At 68.5% G+C, this 23,355-nt stretch carries 20 protein-coding genes and 1 tRNA gene; 6 read left to right on the top strand and 15 right to left on the bottom strand.

All coding sequences use genetic code 11. The features are described from left to right. Positions 1–11: 11 nt before the first annotated feature. From VYJ16_RS06765 to VYJ16_RS06750, 4 genes are all read right to left on the bottom strand, one after another. A complete protein-coding gene (locus VYJ16_RS06765) occupies positions 12–830 on the bottom strand; it encodes an HTTM domain-containing protein (protein ID WP_336349532.1) in 819 nt (272 codons plus the stop codon). Beyond that, positions 827–1,408 carry a hypothetical protein gene (locus VYJ16_RS06760; protein WP_336349531.1) on the bottom strand — a complete coding sequence of 194 codons (582 nt, stop codon included), beginning with the start codon at positions 1,406–1,408 and terminating at the stop codon, positions 827–829. The genes VYJ16_RS06765 and VYJ16_RS06760 overlap by 4 nt, the downstream gene beginning before the upstream one ends. Before the next feature lie 233 nt (positions 1,409–1,641). Beyond that, a complete protein-coding gene (locus VYJ16_RS06755) occupies positions 1,642–1,938 on the bottom strand; it encodes a hypothetical protein (protein ID WP_336349530.1) in 297 nt (98 codons plus the stop codon). 130 nt (positions 1,939–2,068) lie between these two features. Beyond that, positions 2,069–2,728, bottom strand: coding sequence for a metallophosphoesterase family protein (locus VYJ16_RS06750; RefSeq protein ID WP_336349529.1), 660 nt, complete (start codon positions 2,726–2,728; stop codon positions 2,069–2,071). Between the two features lie 154 nt (positions 2,729–2,882). On the opposite strand from VYJ16_RS06750, the gene VYJ16_RS06745 reads away from it, so the two are divergent. Both VYJ16_RS06745 and VYJ16_RS06740 read left to right on the top strand, forming a co-directional pair. Then, positions 2,883–3,743, top strand: a complete 861-nt coding sequence (locus VYJ16_RS06745) for an SDR family NAD(P)-dependent oxidoreductase (protein WP_336349528.1) — start codon at positions 2,883–2,885, stop codon at positions 3,741–3,743. Then, positions 3,743–4,819 carry a patatin-like phospholipase family protein gene (locus VYJ16_RS06740; RefSeq protein WP_336349527.1) on the top strand — a complete coding sequence of 359 codons (1,077 nt, stop codon included), beginning with the start codon at positions 3,743–3,745 and terminating at the stop codon, positions 4,817–4,819. The genes VYJ16_RS06745 and VYJ16_RS06740 overlap by 1 nt, the downstream gene beginning before the upstream one ends. A gap of 49 nt (positions 4,820–4,868) precedes the next feature. On the opposite strand, the gene VYJ16_RS06735 is transcribed toward VYJ16_RS06740, so the two are convergent. After that, positions 4,869–5,450: an IMP cyclohydrolase gene (locus VYJ16_RS06735; RefSeq protein WP_336349526.1), complete on the bottom strand. Its 582-nt coding sequence runs from the start codon at positions 5,448–5,450 to the stop codon at positions 4,869–4,871. 152 nt (positions 5,451–5,602) lie between these two features. Beyond that, a complete protein-coding gene (locus VYJ16_RS06730; protein ID WP_336349525.1) occupies positions 5,603–7,720 on the bottom strand; it encodes a bifunctional metallophosphatase/5'-nucleotidase in 2,118 nt (705 codons plus the stop codon). A 426-nt stretch (positions 7,721–8,146) separates the two neighbouring features. On the opposite strand from VYJ16_RS06730, the gene VYJ16_RS06725 reads away from it, so the two are divergent. Further along, a tRNA-Gln gene (locus tag VYJ16_RS06725) sits at positions 8,147–8,219 on the top strand. 82 nt (positions 8,220–8,301) lie between these two features. Here the strand turns inward: VYJ16_RS06725 and VYJ16_RS06720 are convergent. From VYJ16_RS06720 to VYJ16_RS06700, 5 genes are all read right to left on the bottom strand, one after another. Beyond that, positions 8,302–8,454 carry a hypothetical protein gene (locus VYJ16_RS06720; RefSeq protein WP_227134142.1) on the bottom strand — a complete coding sequence of 51 codons (153 nt, stop codon included), beginning with the start codon at positions 8,452–8,454 and terminating at the stop codon, positions 8,302–8,304. Between the two features lie 63 nt (positions 8,455–8,517). Next, entirely contained in the window at positions 8,518–9,936 is a 1,419-nt protein-coding gene (locus tag VYJ16_RS06715) for an oxidoreductase (protein WP_336349524.1), read from the bottom strand. 72 nt (positions 9,937–10,008) lie between these two features. Further along, complete coding sequence (gene cgi121 / locus VYJ16_RS06710; protein ID WP_336349523.1) at positions 10,009–10,596, bottom strand: KEOPS complex subunit Cgi121; 588 nt, start codon at positions 10,594–10,596, stop codon at positions 10,009–10,011. Further along, entirely contained in the window at positions 10,596–12,890 is a 2,295-nt protein-coding gene (locus tag VYJ16_RS06705) for an ATP-dependent DNA helicase (RefSeq protein ID WP_336349522.1), read from the bottom strand. Before VYJ16_RS06705 ends, cgi121 begins: the two co-directional genes overlap by 1 nt. A gap of 117 nt (positions 12,891–13,007) precedes the next feature. Next, complete coding sequence (locus tag VYJ16_RS06700; protein ID WP_336349521.1) at positions 13,008–13,472, bottom strand: hypothetical protein; 465 nt, start codon at positions 13,470–13,472, stop codon at positions 13,008–13,010. 120 nt (positions 13,473–13,592) lie between these two features. Here VYJ16_RS06700 and htpX point away from each other — a divergent pair, with 120 nt between their 5' ends. Then, the gene (gene htpX / locus VYJ16_RS06695; protein WP_336349520.1) at positions 13,593–14,480 is read left to right on the top strand and encodes a zinc metalloprotease HtpX; all 888 of its coding nucleotides are present in this window, start codon (positions 13,593–13,595) and stop codon (positions 14,478–14,480) included. 40 nt (positions 14,481–14,520) lie between these two features. Here htpX and VYJ16_RS06690 read toward each other — a convergent pair whose 3' ends face one another. The 3 genes from VYJ16_RS06690 to VYJ16_RS06680 all read right to left on the bottom strand — a co-directional run bounded on the left by VYJ16_RS06690 (position 14,521) and on the right by VYJ16_RS06680 (position 17,965). After that, positions 14,521–16,092 (bottom strand): aryl-sulfate sulfotransferase, encoded by a 1,572-nt coding sequence (locus VYJ16_RS06690; protein ID WP_336349519.1) that lies wholly within the window; start codon positions 16,090–16,092, stop codon positions 14,521–14,523. A gap of 74 nt (positions 16,093–16,166) precedes the next feature. After that, a complete protein-coding gene (locus tag VYJ16_RS06685; protein ID WP_336349518.1) occupies positions 16,167–16,889 on the bottom strand; it encodes a type 1 glutamine amidotransferase in 723 nt (240 codons plus the stop codon). 305 nt (positions 16,890–17,194) lie between these two features. Then, a complete protein-coding gene (locus VYJ16_RS06680) occupies positions 17,195–17,965 on the bottom strand; it encodes an alpha/beta fold hydrolase (RefSeq protein ID WP_336349517.1) in 771 nt (256 codons plus the stop codon). A 95-nt stretch (positions 17,966–18,060) separates the two neighbouring features. On the opposite strand from VYJ16_RS06680, the gene VYJ16_RS06675 reads away from it, so the two are divergent. Then, entirely contained in the window at positions 18,061–19,224 is a 1,164-nt protein-coding gene (locus tag VYJ16_RS06675; RefSeq protein WP_336349516.1) for an HD domain-containing protein, read from the top strand. Between the two features lie 619 nt (positions 19,225–19,843). Then, positions 19,844–20,263 carry a carboxymuconolactone decarboxylase family protein gene (locus tag VYJ16_RS06670; protein ID WP_336349515.1) on the top strand — a complete coding sequence of 140 codons (420 nt, stop codon included), beginning with the start codon at positions 19,844–19,846 and terminating at the stop codon, positions 20,261–20,263. 177 nt (positions 20,264–20,440) lie between these two features. Here the strand turns inward: VYJ16_RS06670 and alaS are convergent, their stop codons facing one another. After that, complete coding sequence (gene alaS, locus VYJ16_RS06665; RefSeq protein WP_336349514.1) at positions 20,441–23,230, bottom strand: alanine--tRNA ligase; 2,790 nt, start codon at positions 23,228–23,230, stop codon at positions 20,441–20,443. Between the last annotated feature and the right edge of the window lie 125 nt (positions 23,231–23,355).

The raw sequence follows: 23,355 nt of genomic DNA, 5'->3' as shown, positions 1-23,355 counted from the left end.
AACGCCGATACCTACAGGAGTCCGGACGTGCGGAGGAGTTCGTTCACGTAGAGGATGCTCGGGTACGTCGCGGGGAAGATGAACTGGAACCCGTTGATGCCCATCAGTGCCGAGTTCGCGAAGTGAAACAGCACGCCGACCCCGAACAGCCCCATCGCGTACGCGGGTTGGACGACGAGGACGAGGACGAACGCGACCTCGAACAGCATCACGGACCACGCGATGGCGAGCGGTAGCGCGTCGTTGCTCGACAGGAGCGCGCGGACGCGGTCGTCGCCCCACGAGTCGGTGGCGAATATCCGTTCGACGGCGGAGCCGTCGCGCCAGCTCGACCCGGCGAGCTTCGCGAGTCCCGCGACGCAGTACGAGAGCACGCCCTGAACGGCGACGAACGCGACGACGATCGTCTGGAGCGTCGGTCGCCCGTCGAAGAGGACGAGCAGCACGAGCGAGCAGTTGACGAGCGTCGACATGTCGGACGCACCGCTCATCCCGGCGACGACCCGTTGCTCTATCAGGAAGTCGGTGAGCAACAGCACTGCGGGGAACGCCGCGAACCAGACGGAGCGCTCGAGAGACAGGGTGACGGCGGCGAACGCGAGTCCCGTACCGATGCGAGCGAGGAAGACGTAGCCGGGGGCCTCGAGGAGGCGACCGGCTTTCGACAGGAACGGTCGCCGTTCGAGGACCGTCGCGTAGACGGTTCGACTGAGTAAACCGTCCGCCGAGAACGTGTCTCGGAGCGTCCAGAGGACCGCTCCCGAGTAGACCGCGTAGAGCGAGGCCAGTAGCGACGTGGCGAAGACGAGTTCGTCGATACTGACGGTCATACCTCGTGCACCCCCGAGACGAACATCGGCTCGGTGTCGTCGACCTGGGGCTTGTGGGCGAGGATGGCGAACTGGACCTTCGCGGCGCCGTCGAGGTCGGCGTTCGAGACGACGTAGTTCAGGAGGTAGAGGTACTGGGGCGACAGTTGCACACTGGAATCTTCGACCGCTCGTAGCTTCCCGTCGTCCGGCGGGCGTTCGTTCGCATCGTCCGGGGACTCCTCCTGTTCGGACAGCACCGACGTGAGTTCCTGCGTGATGTCGAACAGCGCCTTCATGACGTGCATGTTCGGGTTCCAGAGCCACTTGAGCCGAGACCGGGTTCGGTTCACGCGAGGGAGTTCGTTCCAACTCGGCGCTTCGTCGGTCGCGTCGACGCGCCGGTACAGCAGGTGGTAGTCCCACTCGCCGGGATGCGGTGCGAAGAAGTTCCAGTTCGGAACGAGGAACGCGACCACGCGAGGCAGTCGTCGCGTCGCGTTCGTGTCGAACGTCTGGTCGACCGCCTGCAGGAGCGTGAGCCCCGTCCAGGCGAGGAACACCGACCCGAGCGCGTATTCGGCGAGGTGCTGGGTCATGTCGAGCACGTTGTCGAACGGTCGGGCGTGGTCGGTTCCGTCGAGGACCGTCGTGGCAACCTGACTCCGGTACGTCCGTCGGCCCGAACGCGTCGACGCGCGACGTCTGCCATCTTATGCACGAGAAAGCTGCAATTACTTATGTAATTTATCTTCCTGAGCAAGAAATTAAAGGGCGTGATGCCCTGCCGTCCGTCGTCCTTGTCGCTATCCGACGCGTCGTCGGATCGCGTCTACTGAGCGGCGTCCTGGCGCGTACTGAGGAGTTCGTCGAGCGACATCTCCGAGTCGACGACGTCGGAATCGAACGCGGAAGCGTCCGCGTCCTCGGACGCTCCCGTTCCGGCCGCCGTCACCGTGGGGACGACGTACGCGACGTTCTGGACGAAACTGGCCCAGCTCAGTCGCTTCACCATGCCGCCGTGCGCCGATTCGACGTCGCCACCGATGAGGGAATCCGCACGACTCTCGAGGAGGGACTGCTTCTCGTCGGCGGACTCGGCTCCGCTTGCCGTCAGGTTCTCGAACATATTACGGAAGTTCGTACAGAAGAATCATTGATAAAACCTTTGAGAAAATAGGCGGGATAATTACTCGGTACATATTCGAACCGCCGGCGGTCGGGCTACCGTCCGGTAGCGGGACGGACGTCGAGGGGCGTCACTCGCCGCGAGCGAGACGCGTCCCGATGCGCTTCGGGAGTCCTGCCTCCTCGACCGCCGCTTGCACTTCGTCGACGTCGTATTCGACGCGGCGTTCCTCGACGGTCATGCGGTCGAGGTCGAGGAGGGCGTACGCGGCGTCGGGGTCGCCGTCGCGGGGCTGGCCGACGCTCCCGGGGTTCATCACGATGCCCTCGCCGTACTTCTCGTGGCTCTGGACGTGCGTGTGGCCCATGACGAGGACGTCCTCGTCGTCGAGCAGGCGCGGGGAGAACTCGTGGGGGCGCGTGTAGTGGTCGGGGTCGTCGGGGTGCCCGTGCACGACCTTCACGCGACCGCCGGCGGCGAGGCGTTCGTCGGGGAGGTCGGCGAGGTACTCGAAGTGGTCGTCGTCGAGGACGTCGCGAGCGTACTCGACGCCGGCTTTCGCCATGTCGTTGAACCGGAAGCCCGAGTCCTGGACGACCGCGCGGTCGTGGTTCCCCATGACCGCGGTCGCACCTTCGCGTCGGACGCGGTCGATGCACTCGCCCGGCCACGGCCCGTAGCCGACGACGTCGCCGGCACAGAGCACGCCGGCGACGCGAGGCATGTCGTCGAGCACGGCGTCGAGCGCCACGCGATTCCCGTGGACGTCGGAGATGACGGCGACACGCATACGCTCGGTGTATGCCACTCGACCCTTTCAGTCTCCCGGTGAATGTACAGGGTATCCGGGTGGTTCGGCGGACAGTCGTCGGGACAGTCCGACGGCCGCTCCTCGGGGCGGTCCGGAGGTAGATTCTTGCCGTCGGCGGGCGCGCGTCTAGGCGATGACCGCCGATTCCGAGGACTTCGCGCCCGAACCCGTCACGCACGACAACGTCATGACCGTCGACGACCCCGCGTTCGAGGCGGGGAACGTCGCCATCGTCACCGGTGCCGCGTCCGGTATCGGTCGCGCCACAGCGGTCGCGCTCGCCGCGAACGGCCTCACGGTGCTCGCCACGGACCTCGACGAGGCCGGGCTCGCGGACGCCGTCGACCGCGCCGACGAGCTCGACGTCGACGGGAGCGTCGAGACGCACGAGGCCGACCTCACCGTCGACGAGGACATCGCGAGCATCGTCGACGCCGCTGCCGACCTCGGCGACGTGAAGTTCGTCGCGAACGTCGCGGGCCTCCAGCACATCGACCCCATCGAGGAGTTCCCCGTCGAGAAGTTCGACCTCATGCACCGGGTGATGCTCCGTGCGCCGTTCGTCCTCGCGAAACACGCGATGCCGCACATCCGCGAGTCGGACGGTGGAACCGGTGCCATCGGGAACATGGCGAGCATCCACGGGCACACCGCGACCGAGGACAAGGCCGCGTACATCTCCGCGAAGTTCGGCTTGCGGGGACTCACGCAGTCCATCGCAGCCGAGGGCGACGGCACGCTCCGCGCGTTCAGCGTGTCCACGGGCTACGTGAAGACGCCGCTGGTCACCGAACAGATACCCGACACGGCCCAGGAGCGCGGCATCAGCGAGCAGGAAGTGGTCGAGGACGTGATGCTCGGCGACGCGAAGGTCAAGGAGATGATGGAGCCCGTCGAGGTCGCGAACCTCTTCGTCCTCGGGTTCAGCAAGCACGGCCGCCACCTCGACGGCGGCGACCTCACGTGGGACGGCGGCCACCTCTTCACGTACTGATGGCGGACGACCCGAACGCCGACGTCGACGAGGCCACGGAACAGGACGCGACCGAATCCGACGACCGCACCAGGGTCGCCATCGCGTGCCAGGGCGGCGGCAGCCACACCGCGTTCACCGCCGGCGCGCTCGAAGTCCTGCTCGACGACCCGGACTGCGAGGTCGTCGGGCTCTCGGGCACGAGCGGCGGCGCGGTGTGCGCGAGCGCCGCGTGGTACGGTCTGCTCGCCGACGACGAGACGCCCGCGGGCGTCCTCGACGCGGTCTGGCACGACGTCGCGGCGACCACGCCGATGGACCGCGCGCTCAACGGCGTCACCGTCTGGGGGTCGAGCGTCGAAGCCACGGGCTATCCGACGCCCGGCATCAGCCCCTACCAGAACCCGGGCGCGGCGCTCGGCCAGCGTCGCCTCCGGCGCGCGCTCACCGCGAACATCGACTTCGACGCGTTCCCCGACCTCGCCACCTCGGACTGTCCACGGCTCGCCGTCGGGACCGTGAACGTCGACGCGGGCGCGTTCGAGACGTTCGTCGACGGCGACGTGACCGCCGACGCCATCCTCGCCTCCAGCGCCATCCCCGACCTCTTCCCGGGCGTCGAGATAGACGGCCACCTCCACTGGGACGGGATGTTCTCGAACAACCCACCCATCCGCGACCTCATGGACGTCGACCGCGACCGGAAACCCGAGGAACTCTGGGTGGTGCAGATCAACCCACAGGACACGGACGACCGGCCGACGACGCTCCGCGAGATACGCGACCGCCGGAACGAGCTCTCCGGGAACATCTCCCTGAACCAACAGCTGCACTTCCTCGAGCGCGTCAACGACTGGATCGACGCCGGTCACCTCCCCGAGAGCGACTTCCAGCAGGTGAAACTCCGCCGCATCGAACTCGACCGCGACCTCTCGTACGCGACGAAACTCGACCGCGACGCCGACTTCATCCAGGATCTCGTCGCACTCGGCCGGACTGCGGCCGCCGAGTTCTGCGAGCGCCGCCGTGCCGGTGACGTCGACGAGCACTTCCACGTCGACGCGACGCGAGCGCACGACGCCCACGGCGACGACTGAACTGACTGCCGCGCGGACCTTCGGCGCGGTCGGCGCGCGTCGAGCGCCCTCAGCCGTTGTGGACCGCGGTCTCGAACCCGTCTCCGTCCCGCGCCACGCCCGCGGCGCAGACCGCGTGCTCGAACGCGTGCTCGTACACCTCGGCGGCCGCACCCTCGGCGTCAGTCGCGTCGAGCGCGAACGCCTCGGGCGCATCTCTCTCGTAGGTCGCGACGATGGTCGGCTCGTCGACCTTCCGGACCAACAACGCGTCGCGGCGGACGATACCGACGTACGCGTCGCCGTCGTCGTCGAGCACGCCCGCGACGCGGGGCGTATCGTAGTCGTCCTTCTCGAAGTCCAGGGCGAGCAGGACGCTCGCGAGCGCATCCCGGGCGGGATACCCGAGGTCGAGCTTCTCCACGACGGGGTCGACGTGCGACCCGTTCCCCAGCACCGCCTGCGCGCCGTCGGTCGTCTCCCGCACGCAGTTGTACTCCACGTACGGGTTGTCCGTCTCCTCGGCGTTCGCCGTCGGCCCCACCGTCAGCGCGTCCTCGCGCTCTCGGATCTCGCGGTTCGGGAACGACCGCGAACTCACTCGATACGCTGCCACGTCCGGACCGACGACGACGAATCGCCCAACGTACATACACGACCGTGCGCAAGACCACGGCAAATAGGCGTCGATGTATGCACGAACAGTGGTTCACACGGCGCGCTCGGTCGGCGTCGACGGGCCGGCCGTGACCCGTCGCGCCGCGAGCGAATCGGTGAAGAAGCGAGGGTGTCCGCGTCGCCCCGTCAGTAGACCGCGACCGCGCGACTGGTCACAGGAGCAAGGACAGCGTCTTCGTCCTCGTCGTCATCGTCGTCGTCGGCGGACGGGCCGGCGTGTGCCGGCGGCCCGGCGTGCGCGGGCGGGCCAGCGTGCGACGGCGGCCCGCGTTCGTCGCCGCCGGACGCCTTCCCGGGCCCATCGGCCTGATGGCCCGGCGGCACGTCCAGGTCGACGTTCAGGATAGCTGCACGGAAGTAGTTGTCAGCGCCGTACAGGCTCCCGTCGTAGTGCGCGTACAGGTCGAGGTCGCTGCTCGACGCGACCAGGGTCTCGAACGCCGCCCGGTCGAACGTCGCGACGAGCACGCCGTCGCGCATCGTCGCGCTCGTCGCCGACACCGACCCCGTCGTCGCGTTCTGCACGTCGACCGTCGACGCGTTCACCGACGACACGCTCGCCGGCACGTCGACGCGAACCGTCAGTTCGTCCGACCGACCCGGCGGAACCGGCACCGTCGTCTCGCCGACGTGCAGGTCGACGCGACGGATGCGGTTCGTGTCAGCCGGCGACACCGGCGTCGTCTCGTTGACGTACTCCGCGACGACCGACCCGTACAGCGACTGGTCGACGCTCGTCGTCGGCAGGTCACTGAACGACCATCCGTACCGGTCCTCGAAGCCCCAGCCGGCCATGTACGAGTTGATCGTCACGTTGTACGTCGCGTCCTCGCGGAGCGCCTCACCGTTCACGCGTACGTCCTGCACCGGCTGACTCGAGTTCTCGTCGGGGACGAACTCGTAGGAGACGCCGCTCACCTGGAGCTTCGCCTCCGCGCCGTAGTTCGACGTCCGCGGCACCACCTGGCTCGCCAGCAGCTCGCGGAGCTGCTCGCCCGTCATCTCCTTCGTCACCAGGTAGTTCCCGAACGGCAGCGACGTGTAGACGTCGCCGTACGTCACCGTCCCGGGTTCCATCACGAAGTTCCCGCGGATACCGCCCGCGTTCGTGACCGCCACCGCGGCGCCGGTCTCCGCGCGGAACGCGTCCGTGACGAGGTTCCCCCACGCGGTCTCGTCGTGGTAGTTCGACGCGAACGTCGAGTCGAGCGGGACCGTCGTCCGCCCCGCGACCCGCTCGAGTTGCTCGCCGCGCGCGTCCTCGACGATGGCCTTCGCCGTCTCGTTCACCGACGAGTTCTCGTCGACCGCGACCAGTCGACCGCTCGCGAGCGACACGCCGTCGTCGCTCACGGTCAGGTTCACCTCGCCGACGAACGCGCCGCGGGCCTGCGCCTCGACGATGGTCGTCCCGCTCGTCGTCTGCGGCGCGTACGCCACCTCGTCGTCGCCGGTCACGATGACGTCGATGGCGTCGCTCTCGCGCGCCAGCTCCTCGGACTCCGGCACGCCGATGTGCGCCGCGGCGACGACCACGTCGACGTCCTTCTCGGTCTTCAGGGTCGTCGCGATGCGGTCGCCGACGCGCGCGAAGTCCGCGACGCGATACCCGCGCTCGTCGAAGTCGACCGCCGTCTTCGACTTGATGGCGTCGTCGACGAGCCCCACGACGCCGACGCGCACGCCGTCGCGCTCCACGATCGTGTAGTTGCTCGTCCCGGGAATCGAGCTCCCGTCCTCGTGGACGACGTTCGCCGCGAGCCACGGGAACGCCGACTCCTCGCTGTAGTTCCCGACCGCGTCGAACCCGTAGTCGAGGTCGTGGTTCCCGACGACCTCCGCGTCCGGCTCCATGACGTTCAGCACGTCCACCGGGACGCGCCACTGGCTGATCGGCGACAGCGAACTCGGACTCACCTCGTCGCCGCCACCGACCACGACGGTCGGGTTGTCGTGCGCCGCCCGTCGCTCGTTCACGACGCCGACGAGCCGACCCATCCGGCCGGGGTCCGACGCCGCCGTCTGGACGTCGTTGTACGCGAGCACCGTCAGCGTCGTCGCGTTCGTCTCGTTCCCGTCGGGCGCGACGGTCGCCGAGCCCGCCGCGGCGACCGCGTCCCCGTCACCGGGTGCGTCACTCGTCGCGGCCCCGCCCGCCGCTGCCGCCGCTGCCGGCGACGCGGTGACCACGAGAAGCAGTACTGTCAGCGTTCCAGCCACGCGCAGTGCGTTGTCGGATACCACAGCATCCGCCCGTTCAAATCCCTGCCTCAAAAATCGTTATATCATCAGTAACTACCGATACGAATTACTAATGATGTCAACACAGTCTCGGGAGTTCAAGCGACCACGAACCGGGGACTCGCGGAGGTTTCGTCGTCACCCCATGAAGCGTACTGCATTGCCCGCGGGCATCCGGTACGCTCGACGACCCGTTCACTCTCGATGGCGTCGACATCGAGCGAGCCTGAACGACCGAGATGCGGGCGTCGTTCATGCGGACACCGATCGATAGCATCGGGGTCTGGCGTGGTTGGAACTCTCGCGGAGGACGCGCCGGTGACCCGGTACCGGATGGCGTACCTCGTTCGATTCGCAACACTCAAATATCCAAGGCCGGTACTATCTGCTGGATTCCGGCGAGCCGACACCCGGAAGACGTGTCAGAAAAGTTCCATGGGGTAGCGGCCAATCCTGTTGCCTTCTGGGGGCAACGACCCAGGTTCGAATCCTGGTGGAACTACTTCTTCGATTTCGTCATCGACCGTTACGCCTTCGTGTGATTCTCCAGTGGAAACGAAGGGGTCTGCGCGTGGTCGGCGCGGTCAGTCCTGGGCGTGTTCCATGAGGCAGGCGACGGAGCAGTAGTAGTGCCGTATCTGCTGGGTCTCGCCCTTGTACTCCATCGGTTTGACGACCTCGATGTGGGTGTCTTCCTTCTCGTCGACGTCGGCCATGCAGACGTTGCATTGCGGCATTGGTGTGTCAGGTCACCCCCCTGTTAGACGGTGGCAAGTACCTTGGAGTTTTGGCGTGGAGGGTTATCGGTCTGTCGGCCCGCTGTCGTCTATGTTGCCGGTTTCGGGTGGTTTCGGGCTTTCGTCGTCAGGGTCGTACGCACCACGTTTCTCGAGGCGGCCGCGTTCGCGGAGGACGCTCGGGGTCCGGCAGACGCCGGGTGCGCCGGTGGCCTGCGGGACGGTGCAGTTGTTGCAGGACTCGCAGACGACGCGCGTTCCTGGGGTGACGTGCTCGCGGCCGTGGTCGTCGAGGAGGCGGGCGCCGAGGCGCGGTTCGGCGTAGAACGGGCGTGCGAGGCCGACGGCGTCCGCGGCGGGCGCGCTGTCGCCGCCAGCAGCGTCGGGGTCGTCGTCGGCGGCACCGAGAAGACGGTACATCTCGCGGCGTTCGCGGACGCCGCCCTCGCAGAGGACGGGGACGTCGACGCGTTCGCGGACGCGCCGACAGAACTCGGCGTTCCAGGGGGCGTCGAAGTCCATGCGGCGAGCCTGCAGGCGGTTGAGTGCGCGGACGCCCAGTGCGCGCCAGCGACTCCCGAAGGCCTCGGCGTACGCGTCCTGGAGCGACTCGTCGGTCCACGCGCGCTTCGGGTACGCGCCGCGGACGATGCTCATGTCCCAGAAGACGTTCGTCTGCACGGGCACCACGGCGTCGTAGCCGTAGTCCGCGAGTCGCACCGCGAGGTCGACGCCGTCCTCGAGGTCGAGGTGGCGGCGGACGACCCGCGGGGCGGGCGTCTCCGCGGGCACCTTCGTGACGACCGGAACGTCGCCGGCGCGGTCGCGTATCTCGTCGAGCACGCGCTCGAAGAACGCGCCGCGGTCGCCGTAGCGGTCGCTCCGGCGGTTGTAGAACGGCGTCGCGAACTGGTGGAGCAGGCCCATGTTCGCGCCGGCGAGGTGGATGCCGTCGTAGCCGGCGTCCACGCAGCGGGCTGCGGCCCGCCCGAAGTCCGCGGCGAGTTCGTCGACGTCCGCGGTCGTCATCACGTCGGGGTCGTAGTCGAGGAACCCCACCGTATCGAGTGCGCGCAACTGCCACGGCGGCCGGGAGACCGCGAGCTGGGTCTGGTCGGGGTGTTCGCGTCGATATCTGGCGTGCCAGGTCTCCATCGACCGGAGCCCGCCGTGCTCCAACTGCACGAATATCCGCCCACCGTGGTCGTGGATGGCGTCCGTGAGCCGCGAGAGCCGCGAGACGAAGTCGTCGTCGTGCACGCGAGTCATCCCCGGTGCGGCACACCCACCCTCCTCGCGGACGATGGTCGCACCCTGGAAGACGAGGCCGACGCCGCTCGCCGCGGCCGGTTCCAGGTCCGCGACGAGGGCGTCGACCGCGTCCGGGCCGTTGCCCGCGCACTCCAGGAGCGGCGCGCGATACAAGCGATTCGGGACCGTCACCGACCCGATGTCCAGCGGGTCCTCGAGGTGCGCGCCCATACGGGTTCGTTCGAGCGCGACGGATTGAGCGTTACGCCGGTTCGAACGCCCGAGAACCGCTCGGTCCCGCGGTCAGTGGTCGATGGACAGCAGGACGACGCGTTCGCGCACCAGGTCCGCGAGCGTGGCGTCGGTCGCCGCCAGTTCGGCGTCGCCGACGTCGAAGAACTCGCGGACGCGCTCGGGGTCGGTCGCGGCGAGCGCGCTGTCCGCGGTCGCTCCCTCGGCCGTGGTCGCCGCCCCGTCCGCGCCGCCGTCGCGGTCGACGAGAAGGGTCGCGTCGTCGAGCAGTTCGGCGACCGCGTCCGCGCACTCGCGCTCGGCGTCGCTCTCGGCGAGCGGGTCGTCGGGGAAGTCGCTCGCGACGACGACCGCGACGTCGCCCTCGCCCTCGCCGACGCCCATCTCGAGCGCGCGGTCGATCTGGCGGCGGCCGGCGGCGTACAGGAGCGTCTCGACCGCCGGGTCGCGCGCGATGGCGTCCCCGCGGCGGTGCGCGCGGGCGGCGTACCGGAGTGCGGTCGCGAGGTGCTCGCGGTCGGCGACGTACCGCGCGTCGAACGCCTGCACCACGCAGTCGTGCGCGTCGCCGGCATCGCCGAGCGCCGCGACGAACGCGTCCAAATCCTCCACGGTCGCAGTCCCTTCGAGTACCAGCATCAGAAGTCACCCAGGCTCGCCTGCTGGTCGTCGTCGCCGTCCTCGGCGTCGCCGCCGTCGTCGCTCGCACCGCCAGCACTCCCGGCGCTGCTGGCCGCGGCGGCGGCGACCTCGTCTGGCGCGTCGTCGACGCTGACGTCGCTCATCGAGGCGTCCTGCCGGCCTGCGTTCTCGAGGATCGTCTCCGCGGTCTTCTCCTTCCCACCGAGTGCGGCGAGCACGGTCGCCTTCGGTGCCTCCCGCAGGTCCGCGCGCGTCTCGATGCCCGCGTCGAACAGCCGGCGGGCGCGCTTCCGCCCGACCTCGCGGACGCCCACGAGGTCCAGCAGCTCCTCGCGCACGCCGTCCTGCACGCGCTTTCTGGCCTCGCGAACGCCGACGACGACGTCCCCGCCGAGGTCCAGTTCCGTCGCGAGCGACTCCGCCGCACCCAGCAGCCACTCAGCGGTCTCGGTCTTCCCGCGGACGTCCCCCGGGCCGACGCCGTACCGCGTCGTGATGGTGTCCTCGTCGAGCTCGCTCGCCCAGTCCTCCATGAGGCGCGCGGTCTTCAACGCCGACAGCCAGTCCTCGAAGCGCGCGTCCTCGAACTCGCTGGGCGCCGCACCGAGGAACTCCTGCTCGCGCTCGTAGAACTCCTCGGTGTACTGCTCGCGGTCCCCCGACTTCAGGTAGAGCTGGTACATGTCCGGGGTGCGAGAGACGAGCTGGTAGAGGCCGAGCGCCGAGGGCTTCCCGTCGGCGGCCTTCAGGCCGTCCACGATCGCCGCGGCACTCATCGGGTCGAGGTAGAGCCGCGACACCGTGTGCCCGAGCCCGGTCGCCGCGAGCTCGTCACCGTCCCGGGTCACGAAGTCGTTCTGCTCCAGGTACCGGATGACGTCGTCCAGGAGGGACTCCAGTCGCGCCGGGTCCTCCTCCTGGACGGCGTACAGGGTCTCGCGGAGGAACTCGACGAGTGCGGTCCGCGAGCGCGCGAACCCGCTCGCGACCGTCGACAGCACGTGCATCCGCAGCGCCGGTTCCGCGACGAGCTTCGACCGCAGCTCCTCGGGGTCCGCTTCGACGTAGTCCTCGAAGAGCACGTCGAGGTCCTCGTGGCTCTTCGCCAGGAGGACGGCTTCGCCGTACGGGTCGAGGCCGGGGCGGCCGGCGCGCCCCATCATCTGGTGGACCTCGAGCACCGGGAGGGGCTCCATTCCGCTGCCCGTGTAGCGCTGCCAGTCGCGGACGACGACCCTGCGGGCGGGCGTGTTCACGCCCGCGGCGAGCGTCGGCGTGGCGCTCACGGCCTTCAGGGTGCGGTCGCGGAACGCGTCCTCGACGAGACTGCGGTGTTCGCTCGCCAGGCCGGCGTGGTGGAACGCGGCACCGTTCGCGACGGCGTCCGCGAGGTCGTCGCTCGTCTCCGTGTCGCTCACGTCGCGTATCTCCGCCGCCAGCTCTTCGCAGCGCGCCTGCTCGTCGTCGGTGAGGAACGGCTTGACGGTGTCGCCGAGTCTCCGTGCGGCGGCTTCGGCGTTCCGCCGCGAGTTCACGAACACGAGCGACGACCCACCGTCCTCCAGGGCGTCCCGAACCAGGGCTGCCTCGGGCTTCTCGCCGCTCCGCGGGCGGACCTCGACCTGGTCGTCGTCCTCGAAGTGCAGCGCCGACCCGTAGTGCACGCCCTTCTTGAGTTCGATGGGGCGCCAGTCCGAGTCGACGAGTTCGGCGTCCAGCCACTCCGCGACCACCTCCGCGTTCCCGACGGTTGCCGACAGCGCGACCACCTGGAGGTCGCTCGTCAACTGTCGGAGCTTCGCCAGCGTGACCTCCAGCGTCGGCCCGCGCTCGCGGTCGTCGACGAGGTGCACCTCGTCCGCGACCACGCACGAGACGTTCCCGAGCCACGACGCGTTGTTCCGGACGAGCGAGTCCACCTTCTCGCTCGTCGCCACCACGACGTCCTTCTCCGCGAGCCACTCGCTCGTCCCCTCGTAGTTCCCCGTCGACACCCCGACATCGACGCCGAACGCCTCGAACGCGCGGAACTCCTCGGCCTTCTCGCTCGCGAGCGCCCGCAGCGGGACGATGTAAAGCGCCGTCCCGCCCTCGGCGACCCGCGACAGCATCGCCATCTGGGCGACGAGCGTCTTCCCGCTCGCCGTCGGCACGCTCGCCACCACGTTCTCGCCGCGCGTGACACCCGCCTCGACGGCCTCGGCCTGGGGCGGGTACAGCTCCTCGATGCCGTCGTCGTGCAGTTGCTCGCGGAAGGCATCGGGGAGGTTCGGCACGTCGGCGACCTTCATCACACTCCGGTTGGCGCCTCCCCCGGTTTAAATTGTCGTCCTCGCACCGGGACTCGCCGTTCTCGTCGAAGACGCCGCGAACCGCCGATGGGACCCGCCGCCGCGGCGCCGTGCGCCTCAGAGCCCGCCGAACAACCGCGCGCTCCCGAGCGCCCCGACGACGCCGGCGGCGAGCGGCGCGTACACGACGGGCGTGAGGACCGCGGCGACGAGCGCGGTGACGACGCCGACGAGGTACATGTCGAACCACGGCGGGTCGCTGGCGCCCGAGTACGTCACCTCGGGGGCGGCCGTGGGCGCGAAACCCGGCCCGATGTCGTTCGACACCTCGCCGGTCGTCACCTGCTGGAGGCGGTAGACGCGGTACGTGAGGAACGCGGTGAAGCCCGCGAGGAAGAGGCCGAGCATCGTCCCGAGGAGGACGCCCGCGTAGAACGTCCCCGCGAGGTCGCTCGCCAGCACGACGAGTTCGGTGAGCGCGGGCGGTGCCGCGACCACCGTGATACCGCTGACGACGCCGACGACGACCGCGGTGACGAGCGTGATGCTCGACTCGAGGAGTCCAGCCTCGCGGGTGGACATTCGTTACGTCAACGCGCGAGTAGGACGTAAACCTTGTTGCTTCGCGCGACTCCGCGGCCTCGGTGCGTGCGCAAGCGAGCCATACCCGGATTTATCCCCGTCGGACGCCTACGTGAACGCATGCAGTGGAAGACGGACTGGGGACTCCGGACGCGCATGGGTATCACCATGTTCCTCCTGTTCGCAGTCTACCTCGCGTTCGCCGCCGGCCTCACCGTCGCGCTCGGCACTCGCTGGTGGGTCATCGCCATCGGCCTGGGCGCGTTCATGGTCGCACAGTACTACTTCAGCGACCGCATCGCGCTCTACGGGATGGGCGCCAAGGAGGTGTCCCGCGAGGAGTACCCGGAACTCCACGCGGCCGTGCAACGCCTCAGTCAGCAAGCCGACCTCCCGATGCCGACCGTCGCGGTCGCGAACACGCAGGTCCCGAACGCGTTCGCGACCGGCCGGAACCGAAAGAACGCGACCGTCTGCGTCACGAAGGGCCTCATGCAGATGCTCGATCAGGACGAGCTCGACGGCGTCATCGCGCACGAACTCGCGCACATCAAGAACCGCGACGTCCTCGTCATCACCGTCGCCTCCTTCCTCTCCAGTCTCGCGTTTCTCATCGTCCGCTGGGGCGCGTTCTTCGGCGGCGGACACCGTGGCGGGAACCGCAACGGCGGCGGTGGCGTCGTCGTCGCCATCCTCGTCTCGCTGGTCGTCTGGATCGTGAGCTTCCTCCTCATCCGCCTGCTCTCGCGGTACCGCGAGTACGCCGCCGACCGCGGCGGCGCCGCCATCACCGGGAACCCGAGCGCGCTCGCGTCCGCACTCATGAAGATCAGCGGTCGCATGGACAAGATCCCGACCGAGGACGCCCGCGAACAATCGGAGATGAACGCGTTCTTCATCATCCCCATCAAGAAGGGGTTCGTCGGGAGCCTCTTCCGCACGCACCCCAGTACGGAGAACCGCATCGAGCGCCTCCGCGCGCTCGAACGCGACCTCGAATCGCGCTGACCGCGCGCAAGCCAGCCACCGTCGCGCTCCACTCGCCTCCTTACGCGTTCACGTCGCGAAACCGTCCGATAGCGAACGCGACGCCGTCGAGCACCGCGACGACGCCCACGAGGACGCCGACGCCGACGAGCGCAAGCTCGACCCCACCGACCCAGAACGGGAGGTAGAGGTACGCGTACCCGGCGAGTCGCTCCACGACGCCGCCGCCACTCCCGTCGTCACCCGCGGCGCTCCCGCCCGCATCGCTCCCGGCACCCGACCCGCCGTCACTCCCGGTCGCCTGCGGCGCCGCAGTCTCGGACGGTGCCCCGGTGGCCTCGGGGGCCGCCGTCCCCGTTGACGTCGACGCCCCGGACGTCGTCGCCGCGTCGCTCGCGCGGTCGCCGAGCGTCGGCATCCCGTCGGGCTCCTCGGGGAGTTGCACGCGGTCGGCCTCGTAGGGAATGCCGCGCTTCCCGTTCCACGCGACCCGATACCGCCAAACGACCTCGCCGTCGGGCGTCACCTCCTCGACCTCGTACCGGAGCGAGTTCGTCACGAGCGTGTTCCCGTTCGGGAGGCGGTCCGCGTCCCGCGGCCACAGCAGGCCGTCGCCGTACGACCACACGACCGCCTGCGTCGACGCGTTCACTTCCACGATGCGGTCCGCTTCCGAGTCCGCGACGAGCACGTGCTCGCTCGACACCCACATCGGGTTGTGCTGGTCGTCCAGGATGGGCTCGCGCCCTTCGACGTCCTTCCCGCCGCGGACCTCGCCGACGACGCGCTCTATCTCCTTCGTCGACCGGTTCACCTCCAGGACGACGTCGAAGTTCCGTATCGACAGCGAGAAGTCGCCGTCCGCGAGCTGGTCGATGTCGTTCATGTGCGTCCAGTCGCTCTCCGGCCGCGGTCGCTCGGGCCCGCCGTATTTCTCCCAGAAGTCGCTCCCCGGTCCGATGTGCTCGCGCGCCGACCAGTTCCACACGACGTCCTTGCTCTCGTTCACGACGAACGCGCGGTCGTTCCCCATGTCGACGATCGCCGTCTCGCCGTTCGGCAGGCGGTCGGCGTCGTGGACCTCGTGGTGCGTGATGAACGCGTCGTACCAGCGGTACGCCCACACCTCGTCCTTCGTCTCGTAGTCGAGTTCCACGACGTTGTTCCGCACGCAGCGGTCGTCCTTGTACTCGAGCGTGCGCTCCGGGCACTCGCTCGCCGGGAGCGCCGTCGCGTACGACACGAGCACGTGCCCGTTCTCGAGCATCTCGGCGTCGAACACGCGCGAGTCCTCGGGCGCGAACGACCACACGACGCCACCGTCGTTCACGACGACCGCGCGACCGTTGTTCTGGCCGAACCCGCCGTAGCTCTGCACGGTCACGAGCACGCCCGTCCGATCAACCGCCGAGTCGGTCGCGCTGCTGTCGGTCGAGCCGTTCGTCGTCCCTGTCGCGTCGCCCGGTGTCGACGTCGGCGTCCAGCGGCCGTCGTCGCTCGTCGTCGTCGTCGTCCCGCCGGCGGTCACCGCCTGGAACCCCAGTGCGAGCGAAAGCACCACCACGACCGCGACGTACACCGCCAGACGCGTTCGTCGCTCCCCGAGCGCCACGACCATCGAACCCACGTTCACACGACGAGCGAAGAGATACGCGACCAAGAGTTTTGCAGTTCTCGGCCGCCGCGCGCCAGGGGACGCGCGACCGCTCAGTCCGCGGCGACGCCGTCGGCGGCGCGAGCGCGAACGTACGCCGTGAAGTTCTCGAACAACGCCTTCGTCTCGCACGCCGCCGCGTAGTCCTCCGCGGTGATGCCGTCGTACACCGCTTGCTTGCGTTCGTCGCTCAACTCGTCCTTCCCCGCGGTGACCGACCGCGCCATCTCGCGGTCGTACTCGGGGTGGAACTGGACGCCGAACGCGTCACCGACCCGGAACCCGTGATTCCCGTAGTCGTTCCGCGCGATCTCCGTCGCGCCCGGCGGCAGTTCCACGACCGAATCCGAGTGCGTCGTGAACGCCGTGAACGACTCGGGGACGCCGGCGAGCAGTGGGTCAACGTCCGCGTCGGCGTCGTCGAACGCGCGCTCTATCTCGCGGTACCCGATCTCGTACTCGCCCATGTCCTCGACCGTGCCACCGAGCGCGTCCGCGAGCAACTGGTGCCCCCAGCAGACGCCGAGCGCCGGCAGGCCGTGCTCTTCGACCGCCTCGCGAACCCACTCGCGCGTCCCATCGATCCACGCCTCGTCCTCGTACACCGACGACCGCGACCCCGTCACCACGACCGCGTCGTACTCGAACCCGCACGGGAGCTCGCACTCGGTCGCGTCGAACTCGACGAGGTCCGCGTCGAGCTCGCGCCGGAAGTTCCGGCGCGTTCCAGGGTCGCCGTGCGAAGCATCCACGAACGCGATACGGGGTCGTCGCATCACCAGAACCGAACAGTTGCGTGGGAAAAACGCTTGCGTCGCATCGAGACGTTGCCGCCGTCTACAACGGCGCGTGGAACCGGCGGCCTGGGGGCCGCCGGATGCTGGGTCAGTCGAGAGCAGCGGAACCGGCGGCCTGGGGGCCGCCGGATGCTGGGTCAATCGAAAGCAGCGGAACCGGCGGCCTGGGGGCCGCCGGATGCTGGGTCAGTCGAAAGCAGCGGAACCGGCGGCCTGGGGGCCGCCGGATGCTGGGTCAGTGGAGAGCAGCGGAACCGGCGGCCTGGGGGCCGCCGGATGCTGGGTCAGTCCGCGGTATCGAGGAACCCGAGAACCGCGTCGTTGACGGCGCGGGAGCGTTCGGCGTGCACGAAGTGGCTGGCGTCGGGGAACGACTGGCGTTCGCCCCGTGGGAGGTCGTCGGCGAGGCGTTCGCCCGCGCTCGCGTCGAGGAGGTCGTCCGCGCCGCCGTCGACGACGAGCGCCGGATTGTCCAGTTCGTAGAGCGGGTCGGCGTCCCAGTCGTCGAGCGCGGCGCGCTGGCGGTCCCAGGACTCGCGGTCGGCGTCCTCGCTGGCGCGCCACGCCGCGACGTCGTCGAGGGCGTCGGGCTGCTCGGAACGGAAGTCGTCGCTGAACGCGTACTCGAGGGTCTCCCGGCAGGCTCGCTCGTCGCCGGGGTCCGCGAACAGCGGCTCGGGGTCGTACGCGTCGCCGCGCCCAGCACCCGAGACGAGCACGAGCTTTCGCGCTCGCCCCTTCCGGCGCGCGTACTCCAGCGCGACCATCGCGCCGAGCCCGCACCCGACGACGTGCGTCGCGCTCGCGCCGATATCGGCGAGGACCGCGTCCAGATCGTTCGCGAACGTCCGCATCGACAGGTCCCCGCGCGGCCGCGACGACTCGCCCGTCCCGCGTGGATTCCACACCACGGTCTCGTAGGGACCGGCGAGCGCCGCGTGCTGCCAGCCCCACAGCCACGCGCCCGTCCCGATATCGGGGACGAACGCGACCGTCTCACCGCTCCCAGCGGTCTCGTAGTAGAGTTCAGTTCCGTCGCGCTCGACAGTCGGCATACCACGGACTCGAACGCCCGCAGGCTTGAAACCAGGAGAACCGGTCGCCGACCGATTCGCGTCCTTTTTGCACGCACCCGGCTATCGATAGGCCAATGCGAGCGATCAAGGACAGCGTCCACGACTACATCGAGGTCGAGGGCGTCGCCGCGGACCTGCTGGACACGGAGGCGTTCCAGCGGTTGCGGCACGTCAAGCAGCTCTCGACCGTCCGCCTCGTCTACCCGAGCGCGAACCACACGCGCTTCGAGCACTCCCTCGGCGTCTACCACCTCGCCCGGCGCGCGTGCCGGCACCTCGATATCGACGGTTCTCGTGCGGAAGCGGTCGAAGCCGCCGCGCTCCTCCACGACGTCGGCCACGGTCCCTACGGCCACCAGACCGAGGGCGTCATCGAGCGCCGACTCGGCCGGCACCACGACGACGTCCACGACATCATCGCGACCGGCGAGGTCGGGCGCGTCCTCGAAAGCCACGGGCTCGACACCGACGCGGTCGCCGACCGCATCGACGGCCAGGGACGGCTCGGACAACTCGTCTCCGGCGAACTCGACGTCGACCGCATGGACTACCTCGTCCGGGACGCCCACCACTCCGGCGTCCCCTACGGCACCATCGACCAGGGCCGACTCCTGCGCGCGCTGCGGTACGTCGACGGCGACCTCGTCCTCGCCGAGGGGAACGTCCAATCGGCCGAATCGCTGCTCGTCGCTCGCGCGCTCATGAACGCGACCGTCTACCGCCATCACGTCTCCCGCATCGCCGGCACGATGCTCGAACGCGCCTGCGAGCGCCTGCTCGACGAGACGAGCCTGCACGCCGAGGACTTCGCGCGCATGACCGACGACGAACTCCTCGCCGCGCTCCGCGACTGTCCGGCGACCGCCGACGCCGCCGCCCGCCTCGGGACGCGCGACCTCTACAAGCGCGCGTGCTGGCTCGAACTCGACGAGACGCCCGACCACGTCGTCGACGCCACCCATGCCGAACTACGGGACCTCGAACGCGACGTCGCCGCCGCCGCCGACCTCCACCCCGCGCTCGTCCACCTCGACGTCCCCGGCCGCCCCTCGATGCCCGAATCCTCCACGCGCGTCGTCGTCGACGGCGACGTCCGTCGCCTCCACGAGGAATCCCCGCTCGTCCAGGGCCTCCAAGCCGCCCAGGACGTCCAGTGGCGCGCCGGCGTCTACGCCCCCGAACCCCACCTCGACGCCGTCGCCGACGCCGCCACCGCCACGCTCGGCCTCGACGCCTGACCCCACCTCGGACCACCGCGACCGACGGCCGTTCATTTAGCCAATAGGTTTTAGACGGATGATGCCGAGTATTCCCATAGGGCGAGAGCCCTGCGCGTAATCGGATCAGTCGTTGCCTCCTGACCGACACTCGGCACGCACCGAGTGACCGACTGGGATACGCCACTATCATTCCTCATCGCGCCCCCCGGTTCGGGGGGTGCGACCTTCCAACGCTCGACAGCGACCGCGCTCGCGTCGACGTTCGCGTTCTGGAAACTTTTTAATCGCTCCCGCGGACGTGGAGTACACGACACTTGGTAACACGGGGCTCACGGTGGGCAAGATCTGTCTGGGTGCATGAGCTTCGGGTCGAGCGACTGGCAGGACTGGGTCCTCGAGGACGCAGTCGAAGCCGTCGAGATCGACCTTGGAGAAAGCGATCTCGAGTCCCTCGAGGAACCGTACGAGCCGCTCCCCGTCACTGAACGAGACGAACGCATAACTGTACCAAATAATAGTGGATGTTTATTCCCGTGGGTCTCGTACCGTACACCGAATCTCCGAGTTCGCCCCTGGTTCATCGTCGATATCGGGACCCAGCAAGACATTCTCAGAGGCTCACCGACGAGACAACACTATGGCAGCAACCCCCACCACCAACACGAGCTATCAGGATACGTTAACAGACATCGAAGACACCCTCGGGGTCGTCCCGGGCTTCATGGCAGCCGTCCCGGAGGACGCGCTCGTCCACGAGTGGCCCGTCTTCAAGCAGTACACGCTCGGCGAGACCGAGATCCCGCCGAAGTACCGCGAGCTCATGCAATTCGCAGTCGCGTCGTCCCACCACTGCCAATACTGCTCCACGTTCCACTCGGGCGCCGCCGAGCTCAACGGGGCTACCGAGGAAGAAATCGCGGAGGCCGGCCTCCTGACGAGCATCACCCAGCGCTGGAGTTCGATGCTTCACGCCCAGCAGTACGACTACGACACGTTCGTCGACGAGTTCAACCAGATCGGTGCCTACCTCACCGAACAACAGCAGGCCGCTAACTAGAGTCGCAAACGCAACGACGCTGCGCAAACTCAGCTCCGCTGAGATTTTTCACGTACTAGCTTTGGGACGTCCCACGTCGCGTCGACGCCCCGAGCGACGTCCTCGAAACCAAGCGAGTGGAACCGTCACGAAAACACGACGGCGTGAACCGACGTCAGGCGTTCGGGTGAACCGACGTCAGGCGTTCTTCACGGCGCGCAGCACGTCCGCGGCGTCCTCTAATGCGTCGTCGAGCGCGTCGACGTTCGGGCCGCCGCCCTGCGCGAAGTCCGGCGGGCCGCCACCGCCGCCGCCGACCTTGCTCGCGAGCTCGCCGACGACCTCGCCGGCGTTCACGCCCGCGTCCTCGGGGACCGCGACGACGAACTGCGCGCTCCCGCCGGCGCCGGAGCCGAACACCGCTATCTTGCCCTCCTCGACGAGTGCGTTCGCCGTCGCCCGGAGTTCGTCCGTGTCAGCGTCGAGGCGCTGCACGACCGCGGGCGTCCCGCCGACGTCGACCTCCTCGGCGTCACCCGCACCGCTCGCGCGGACCGCCGCGAGCTCCTCCTTGAGGTCCTCTATCTCCTTCCCTCGCGCCTTCCACTCCTCGAAGAACCGCTCCGCTGTCTCGGGCACCTCCTCGGGGTTCACGTCCAGGACGTCCGCCGCCTCGTAGAGCGCGTCCTCGGCCTCCTGCGTGTACGAGATCGCGGCCTCACCGGCCGCGAACGTCAACCGCTCCACGCCGTCCTGCACGCGCTCCGCGTTCCGGACCTTGATCGTCCCGATGTCGCCCGTCCGCGCGACGTGCGTCCCACCGCACGCCTGCACGTCGTCCGCGACGTGGATGAGGCGGATGTTCTCGCCCGGCGGGATACCGCCCTGGTAGAGGTCGAACCCGTGCTCGGCCTCCGCGTCGTGGCGGTCCGGCCACTCCTGCGTGACGGGCGTGTTCTCCATCACGATCTCGTTCGCGACGTGCTCGATGCGCTTGACGTCCTCCCGGTCGATGCGCTCGTAGTGATGGACGTCGATACGGGAGGAGTCCACGCCCTTCTGCGCGCCCGCCTGCCGGATGTGCTCGCCGAGCACCTGCCGGGCCGCGTGGATGACGACGTGCGTCGCCGTGTGATTCCGCATCAACTGCCGGCGTCGACGCGTATCGAGCTGGCCACGGACGATGTCGCCCTTCTCGGGGCGCTCGTCCGTGCGATGCAGGATGACGCCGTCGCGTATCTGGACGTCCTCGACCTCGACCGTGTACGTGTCGTCGTCGTCCGACAGCGTCCCCGTGTCCGCGGGCTGCCCACCGCCTTCGGGGTAGAACATCGTCTGGTCGAGCACCACGTCGAACGCGTCGTCGCGCTCGAACACGTCCAAGACGACGGCCTCGAACTCCGTGCGCTGCTGGTCGTCGTAGTACAACCGCTCCGTCTTCGGGAGGTCGTCGATGCGGTCGTCGCCCTCGCTCCCCTCCTCCTCGAACGCCTCCTCGCTGTCGTGACGCTGCGCGACCAGCGAGTAGAAGTCGTCCGGGACGTTCACGTCCGCACCCGACTCCGCCGCGATCTCCTCGACCATATCCGGCTGGATACCGTGCGAGTCGTAGAGCTCGATGAGCTCGCTCGTCGGAATCGGCTCGCTCTTCCGCGCGTACTCCTCGGCGAGCTGCTCGACCTTCCGACCGCCGCGCTCGAGGGTCTCCCGGTACTTCTCGACCTCCGTCCGAACGATGTCACGGATGGTGTCGCGGTTCTCGTACTCGAGGCGCTTTGCCTGCATGTCCACGAGTTCGTCCAGCGGCGCGTCCACGCCGACGCCGTCCACGAGCCGCTTCGTCCGCCGGAGCACCATCCGCGCCAGATACCCCGTCGAGACGTTACTCGGCACGATGCCGTCACCGAACATGTACGCCAGCGTCCGACAGTGGTCGGCGATGGCGTAGATGTCCTCCAGCGGCTCCATGAGGGCCTCGAGCTCGCTCACGGGGACGTCGAGCTTCCGCGCGATGTTGTCCCGCGCACTCTCCATGTCCTCGGCCTCGTCGATGTCCATGTGGCCGGCGAGCTTCGCCGCGCGATGCACGAGCTCCGCCTCCTCGTCGGAGAGCTCGATGCCCGCGTTCTCCTTCAGGAACGCGATCATGTCCGGGTACACCGCCTCGTACACCGTCGGCGTCCCCTGACTCATCCACGTCCACCGCTCCAGGCCGTACCCGGTGTCGACGATGTACGTATCCATGAACGAGTACGTGTTCCCGTCCTTCAGCTCGTACTCGCCGTCGGGGTCGAGCTCCATGCACATGAAGACGAGCGTCGCCAACTCGGCGCCCTTGTAGATGACCTCGATGGCCGGCCCGGCGTTCCCGCCACCGACCCACGGGTCCTCGATGTACACGATCTCGTCGAGGTTCGCACCCATCGACTCGAAGAACTCGTCGCAGTACTCGACGCACTCGTCCTTCCAGTACACTTCGCCCTCGTACGCGTACTGCTCGGGGTCCTCGATGTCCTCGCGAGCGTTGAACGCGTGATGCGCCATCATCTCGAACGCCATCGTGTGCCGCCCCGTCTTCCCGACGTTGTCGATGTCCTGCATCCGGATGCAGGGCTGGGATATCGTGAGCGGGTTCGCGGGCGGCGGCGTCTCACCGCTCGTGACGAGCGGCTGGAAGTCGTAGATCGACGCCTGCGTCAGCAGGACGTCGTCCCGCCAGCGGTTCGCCGCGACCGGATACGGCTCGATGCGCTCGTGGTCGTTCGCCTCGAAGAACGACAGGAACGCCTCCCGCATCTCCTCCAGACTGTACGGCTCGTCGAACCCCGGGTCGTCGATGAACGCGTAATCCTCGCACGGCGGCTCGCCGCACGTCTCGCGGTCGTGATCTCGCGTCCAGAAGTTCGCCCCACAGTCCGTGCAGGACTTCCGCACGAACCCGTTCTCCTCGAAATAATCGAGGCGATATTCGTCCTCAAGCTCACTCATTCTTGGCTAACCGTCGCCTCGCGGCGCGTAAAACAGTTCCGGGAACCCCCGACGCCGACGGTCTCAACCGGTCGAGGACACCAGTACCGAACGCGTCACTGCGTCGAGGCCATCAGGATTGAACG

This window comes from Halorubellus litoreus (assembly GCF_037081675.1).
GTDB classification, from domain to species: Archaea; Halobacteriota; Halobacteria; order Halobacteriales; family Natrialbaceae; genus Halorubellus; species Halorubellus litoreus.
This window is presented reverse-complemented; position numbering and strand designations above follow the sequence as displayed.

Excerpts from the sequence above, each read along its gene's own strand:
- VYJ16_RS06685 (WP_336349518.1), bottom strand. The coding sequence starts at position 16,889 with ATGCGACGACCCCGTATCGCGTTCGTGGATGCTTCGCACGGCGACCCT.
- VYJ16_RS06755 (WP_336349530.1), bottom strand. The coding sequence starts at position 1,938 with ATGTTCGAGAACCTGACGGCAAGCGGAGCCGAGTCCGCCGACGAGAAG.
- VYJ16_RS06750 (WP_336349529.1), bottom strand. The coding sequence starts at position 2,728 with ATGCGTGTCGCCGTCATCTCCGACGTCCACGGGAATCGCGTGGCGCTC.
- VYJ16_RS06740 (WP_336349527.1), top strand. The coding sequence starts at position 3,743 with ATGGCGGACGACCCGAACGCCGACGTCGACGAGGCCACGGAACAGGAC.
- VYJ16_RS06745 (WP_336349528.1), top strand. The coding sequence starts at position 2,883 with ATGACCGCCGATTCCGAGGACTTCGCGCCCGAACCCGTCACGCACGAC.
- cgi121 (WP_336349523.1), bottom strand. The coding sequence starts at position 10,596 with ATGCTGGTACTCGAAGGGACTGCGACCGTGGAGGATTTGGACGCGTTC.
- VYJ16_RS06675 (WP_336349516.1), top strand. The coding sequence starts at position 18,061 with ATGCGAGCGATCAAGGACAGCGTCCACGACTACATCGAGGTCGAGGGC.
- alaS (WP_336349514.1), bottom strand. The coding sequence starts at position 23,230 with ATGAGTGAGCTTGAGGACGAATATCGCCTCGATTATTTCGAGGAGAAC.
- htpX (WP_336349520.1), top strand. The coding sequence starts at position 13,593 with ATGCAGTGGAAGACGGACTGGGGACTCCGGACGCGCATGGGTATCACC.
- VYJ16_RS06680 (WP_336349517.1), bottom strand. The coding sequence starts at position 17,965 with ATGCCGACTGTCGAGCGCGACGGAACTGAACTCTACTACGAGACCGCT.
- VYJ16_RS06700 (WP_336349521.1), bottom strand. The coding sequence starts at position 13,472 with ATGTCCACCCGCGAGGCTGGACTCCTCGAGTCGAGCATCACGCTCGTC.
- VYJ16_RS06760 (WP_336349531.1), bottom strand. The coding sequence starts at position 1,408 with ATGACCCAGCACCTCGCCGAATACGCGCTCGGGTCGGTGTTCCTCGCC.
- VYJ16_RS06705 (WP_336349522.1), bottom strand. The coding sequence starts at position 12,890 with ATGAAGGTCGCCGACGTGCCGAACCTCCCCGATGCCTTCCGCGAGCAA.
- VYJ16_RS06670 (WP_336349515.1), top strand. The coding sequence starts at position 19,844 with ATGGCAGCAACCCCCACCACCAACACGAGCTATCAGGATACGTTAACA.
- VYJ16_RS06735 (WP_336349526.1), bottom strand. The coding sequence starts at position 5,450 with ATGTACGTTGGGCGATTCGTCGTCGTCGGTCCGGACGTGGCAGCGTAT.
- VYJ16_RS06715 (WP_336349524.1), bottom strand. The coding sequence starts at position 9,936 with ATGGGCGCGCACCTCGAGGACCCGCTGGACATCGGGTCGGTGACGGTC.
- VYJ16_RS06720 (WP_227134142.1), bottom strand. The coding sequence starts at position 8,454 with ATGCCGCAATGCAACGTCTGCATGGCCGACGTCGACGAGAAGGAAGAC.
- VYJ16_RS06765 (WP_336349532.1), bottom strand. The coding sequence starts at position 830 with ATGACCGTCAGTATCGACGAACTCGTCTTCGCCACGTCGCTACTGGCC.